The sequence below is a fragment of the Muriicola jejuensis genome, from assembly GCF_010671595.1.
GTDB classification, from domain to species: domain Bacteria; phylum Bacteroidota; class Bacteroidia; order Flavobacteriales; family Flavobacteriaceae; genus Muriicola; species Muriicola jejuensis.
The window spans coordinates 1-4,667 of record NZ_JAABOP010000011.1 but is presented as its reverse complement, the minus strand read 5'-3'; the positions used below and the strand labels follow the sequence as shown (position 1 = coordinate 4,667).

The 4,667-nt window shown below is 36.9% G+C and carries 5 protein-coding genes and 1 pseudogene; 5 read left to right on the top strand and 1 reads right to left on the bottom strand.

All coding sequences use genetic code 11. The features are described 5' to 3' along the window. The 5 genes and pseudogenes from GWK09_RS14750 to GWK09_RS14730 form a co-directional block, all read left to right on the top strand. Window positions 1-221, top strand: a pseudogene (locus tag GWK09_RS14750) (hypothetical protein); the annotation flags it as partial. 134 nt (window positions 222-355) lie between these two features. Next, a complete protein-coding gene (locus tag GWK09_RS14745) occupies window positions 356-826 on the top strand; it encodes a hypothetical protein (RefSeq protein WP_204260485.1) in 471 nt (156 codons plus the stop codon). Between the two features lie 142 nt (window positions 827-968). Then, window positions 969-2,618, top strand: a complete 1,650-nt coding sequence (locus GWK09_RS14740; RefSeq protein ID WP_163694235.1) for a S41 family peptidase — start codon at window positions 969-971, stop codon at window positions 2,616-2,618. Between the two features lie 144 nt (window positions 2,619-2,762). Next, window positions 2,763-3,146, top strand: coding sequence for a hypothetical protein (locus GWK09_RS14735; RefSeq protein ID WP_163694234.1), 384 nt, complete (start codon window positions 2,763-2,765; stop codon window positions 3,144-3,146). A gap of 136 nt (window positions 3,147-3,282) precedes the next feature. Next, the gene (locus GWK09_RS14730; protein WP_163694233.1) at window positions 3,283-4,425 is read left to right on the top strand and encodes an erythromycin esterase family protein; all 1,143 of its coding nucleotides are present in this window, start codon (window positions 3,283-3,285) and stop codon (window positions 4,423-4,425) included. 40 nt (window positions 4,426-4,465) lie between these two features. Here GWK09_RS14730 and GWK09_RS14985 read toward each other — a convergent pair. Next, a partial coding sequence (locus GWK09_RS14985; protein WP_204260484.1) for a hypothetical protein occupies window positions 4,466-4,667 on the bottom strand: 202 nt, incomplete at its 5' end.

The window sequence follows — 4,667 nt, the reverse complement described above, 5'->3', positions numbered from 1 at the left end:
TCTCGCTTCGTCTGGTCAGCCGAGGCCCGTCCATTGCAGAAAATGTAGGGCGTACTTCTGATTTTGATTTTGCTATCGGGCCCACTTGGGGAATTCAAAGAAAATTCAGCAAGAATCTTCATCTTCTATTTGATGTCGGTCCGCAATATTATTTTGACACCGAGGGGAATGGCAATATTTGGCCGATTATGGTTCAAATAAATATCGGTTTCGACCTGTAAACGTGGTACAACAACGGCTATGGTTTATCGCCCTCCAGGGTCTGGGATTATTTGCTATTTTAGGGACTAACAAAACAATACGGAAGGCTGGCGCCTCCAGGCGCCAAACCATAGCCGAGACCGTTGTAAAACATTTGAAATACCTATACATCATCTTTGCCCTTTTAATATTATCGAGTTGCGGTGATTCTTCGGAATTAGTAACTCAGGATAGGATTCTACATGTCTATGTCTCGGATTCTTTGCAAGGTAGATACAAGTACAAACTAAAAATCGTTAAGGACAGTCTCCTAAAGTACAATTACGAAAACATAACGGATAGCTCAAAGAATATGACATTTTCGTATGATGCAAAAAATGAGCTCCTCCTGTTTGCTGGTGACAAATATGAGATTCTAAGAAAAGACAAGCTACATATTCCTCAGCTTAAGAATTATTTCTTCAGTTTTTATAATAATAGCTCTTCAGCTATGGACATCACCGATCCAATCATTTTTGACAAGGATTATGGTGTACTTGCGATTGGCAATTCAATGGCGCCTAATTTCATTTATCTTGAAGATGATGATGAAAAGATCAGTAGTATGCTAAATCCTAAACTCTAGACTAAACGTTTTACAACAACGGCTATGGTTTATCGCACTCCAGGGTCCGGGATTATTTGCTATTTTAGGTCTGATAAATAACAAAACCGGAAAGGCTGGCGCCTCCAGGCGCCAAACCATAGCCGGAACCGTTGGCAACAATATGAAAAGAGCAATATTATTCCTTCTTATGTTAATATTTGCTGGGAAGATGAACTTTGCTCAAGACAGCATCACTGAAACCGAGAGGTTGTCTGCTACAGCCAAGGTTTGGGGATTCTTAAAATACTACCATCCTATTGTTGCTTCAGGAAAATTTGACTGGGATCAAGAACTCTTCAGAATTTTACCTAAAGTAAAAAAAGCACAGAGCAAAGAATCGTTATCCGAGATCCTACTCGATTGGATTGAAGAATTGGGTCCCGTGAAACATTGTAAAAAGTGCGATAGCAAAAACAATCTCAAATTTTTTGATAGAAACTTGGATTTAAGCTGGATTCAGAACAAACAACTCTTTACCTCAGAACTTACCGACAAACTCAAATTCATCGAGAATAACAGGCATCAAGGGGAAAAGCATTACGTAGATTACTATAAAGGGGAGCCAAAAATGGCTTATTTCAGAAATGAAATCGAGTATCCGAATTTTGATTGGCAAAATGAAGAGTTACGCCTGCTATGCCTTTTTCGTTACTGGAATATGGTGGCGTATTTTTTTCCGGCAAAATATCAAATGGAAAAGAACTGGAGCAATGTTTTGGATGGATTGATACCGAAATTTTATAATCCAAAATCCAAGGATGAATATCATCAGGCTCTAGTAGAACTGGTGGTCAGCCTAGATGATAGTCATGCGCTAATATATCCAAACTCAGAATTTTGCAACTTCGGCTGTTACATTGTTCCCTTTGAATTTATAGTCATTGACGATTCTGCAATCATTACTAGGTTCTATGACCGAGAGCTCGCGGAATTAGACGATTTGAAAATTGGAGACATAATTACAAATGTAGATGGCCAAAACATATATCAAAATTTCGAAGCAAATGAAAAATACATACATGGCTCCAATATCTCTAGAAAAAAGTTAAACGCCGGGTATTACTTATTAAATGGTTCAACACCTTCGGTAAATGTTCAAATAACTAGTAAAGGCAAAACTTCTTCAAAGACTTTAAAAAGATACTTGTACAAAGACATCAATTTTAAAATTAATGAGCAAACTGAAAAATACAGATCGATTAATGACTCAATAGGTTATATTGACATTGGAAAAGTCGAGACAAATGAAGTGCCTAAAGTCATGGAAGCTTTTGAAGATACCAAAGCTATAATTTTCGATATCCGAAGGTCCAAAGGATCCACACCCTATTATTTTGCTAACTATATTTCTTCCCAAAAGAAAGATTTCTACAAAGCCATTTATCCAGATCTGAATTATCCTGGCCGATATATCTGGTCGGAAGACCACCAAAGTGGCAATAATCAATTAAAGTATACTGGTAAAGTCATTCTATTGGTCGATGAATCCTGTCAAAGCCAAATGGAATTTACTGCCATGTGCCTCCAAATTGGGGATAATGTCACTACCATAGGAAGGCAAACTTCTGGAGCGAATGGCAATGTAATTCGGTTTAAAATGGTAGGCGGACTTCAAACCCAAATGACTGGAATAGGAATTTTCTATCCCAACGGACAGGAGGCGCAAAGAAATGGGGTCAAAATAGACATTGAAGTAAACCCCAGTCCGGAAGCAATTATAGATGGTAGAGACGAAATACTTGAGAGGGCTATTGAGTATATAAATGAATGATTAATACTGTTGCCAACAACGGCTATAGCCCATCGCTGGCCAAGGACGGGTAATTTTTCCTACATTAGGGTATATTAATTATTCCTGGAAGTGTTTGGACGTCGAGGCGCCGGGCCATAGCCAGGACCGTTGTAAACCATTTTTATGAAAGTCTTATTACTACTAGTTTCGGTTTTAAGTTTAATCAGTATCCAGGCCCAAGAATTGGACTGTAACAGATTTAAGACCGGCAATTTTATTATGGAAGATCCAAATACCGGGCAAAATATCATTAAAAGAACTGATTCAACCCAAATAGAGTATTTACCTAACCTTGGGATAAAGATAGAACTCAACGCCAAGTGGCAAGATGACTGTACTCTAATCCTAACTCTACATGAGATTTTAGAAAACCCAAACAATCATGAAATTGGTGATTTTGTCTTAATCTCAGAGGTCATAGAAACAACTCAAGACTTCTACGTTATGAGATCCTACATCGAAGGACAGGATTTTATAATGACTAGAAAATTTCAAAAGATAGACTAAACGGTTTACAACAACGCCTATGGTTCATCGCCCTCCGGGGTCTGGGATTATTTGCTATTTTAGGGATTAACAAAACTAAATGGAGAGGCTGGCGCCCTCAGGCGCCAAACCATAGCCGGAACCGTTGGCTACAATAATGAAAAACATTCTGCTTTTTCTACTCATCAGTTGGCAATACTCTTTTTCTCAAGTTCATGATGGAATTTACCAATTAAATTCGATTGATAGTCTATTGACCGAAGAAGTAAAGGCTGTTATTGATGAAGAATTCCAAAGAAAAAAAGTTGTTTTTCTTGGAGAGTCAGTTCACTATAGTGGTACTGATATGCTGGCTAAAGTTGAGTTTGTAAAATACTTAGTGCGCAAGCATAACTACAAAGACATTGCATTCGAAAGTGACTTCTTTGCCCTATTATTTGATCACCACAAAAGAAATTTGTACTCGATATGGAGCAAGTCTAGTCAATGCGAAAAACTGTTTACTTTTTTGGAAGAAAACAGTGTCACAATCTGGGGGTTTGACAATAGACTAATCGCCCCTTATTCCTATGAAAACTTTATTAAAAAATTAGTTAACGTCCTTAACAAAGGTGGTATTGAGTTAGATGAGGAATATGGAAGAATTGCAAATATTCTGATTAAAAACCAATACAATAGTAGAAAAGCACTAAGTACAGATGAAATAGAATTTTTATACGACTACACAAAAAAGATCTTAAAAACTGAAGTGATCAAATCAAATACTCTGTGGATCCAAATATTGAATAGTTTTAATACAGCTATTGAACTTTATACCGTCAGAGACAACAATTCAGATAAAAAAAGAATTGCAATTCGAGATAGACAAATGGCTAAGAACCTGGATTTTCTAATAGATCAGAACCCAAACAAAAAATTCATTGTTTGGTTAGCTAATGGACACATGTCCAAATCAAATAGTGCAAATATGGATGGTCAAACTATGGGATTTCAATTTAGACAGCTAAATCCCGAATCGTCGTATCACATTGCATTGGGTTCTATCAGATTAGCACCAAGAACTGAAAGAGATATCGAGAAAGCTGCGAAAAATGACAAATCTATTTTATCACTACTTCCAAAGATTAACAATAATTATTTCATTGATGCAAATAGACTCAAAAAAAACAACCCAGGATTTGGGAATAGATTATTTCGTGACCTATCTATTTTTAACCTCGAAAGTGATAAAACATATTTGCTAAATCATTTTGATGCTCTAGTCTTTATTGCCATGGGAGAGGAAGTAAAATATGACTGAAAAATTACTGTAGCCAACAACGGCTATGGTTCATCGCCCTCTAAGGTCTGGGATTATTTGCTATTTTAGGGATTAACAAAACAAAACGGAAGGCTGGCGCCTCCAGGCGCCAAACCATAGCCGGAACCGTTACCTGCAAGCTTGAATAACAAATATGAATGAAAAATAAACTTGTTTTCTTTACTGGAATACTCGGAGCATTTTTATTCGTTATTACATCACTTATTGGTGGATTTTTAATA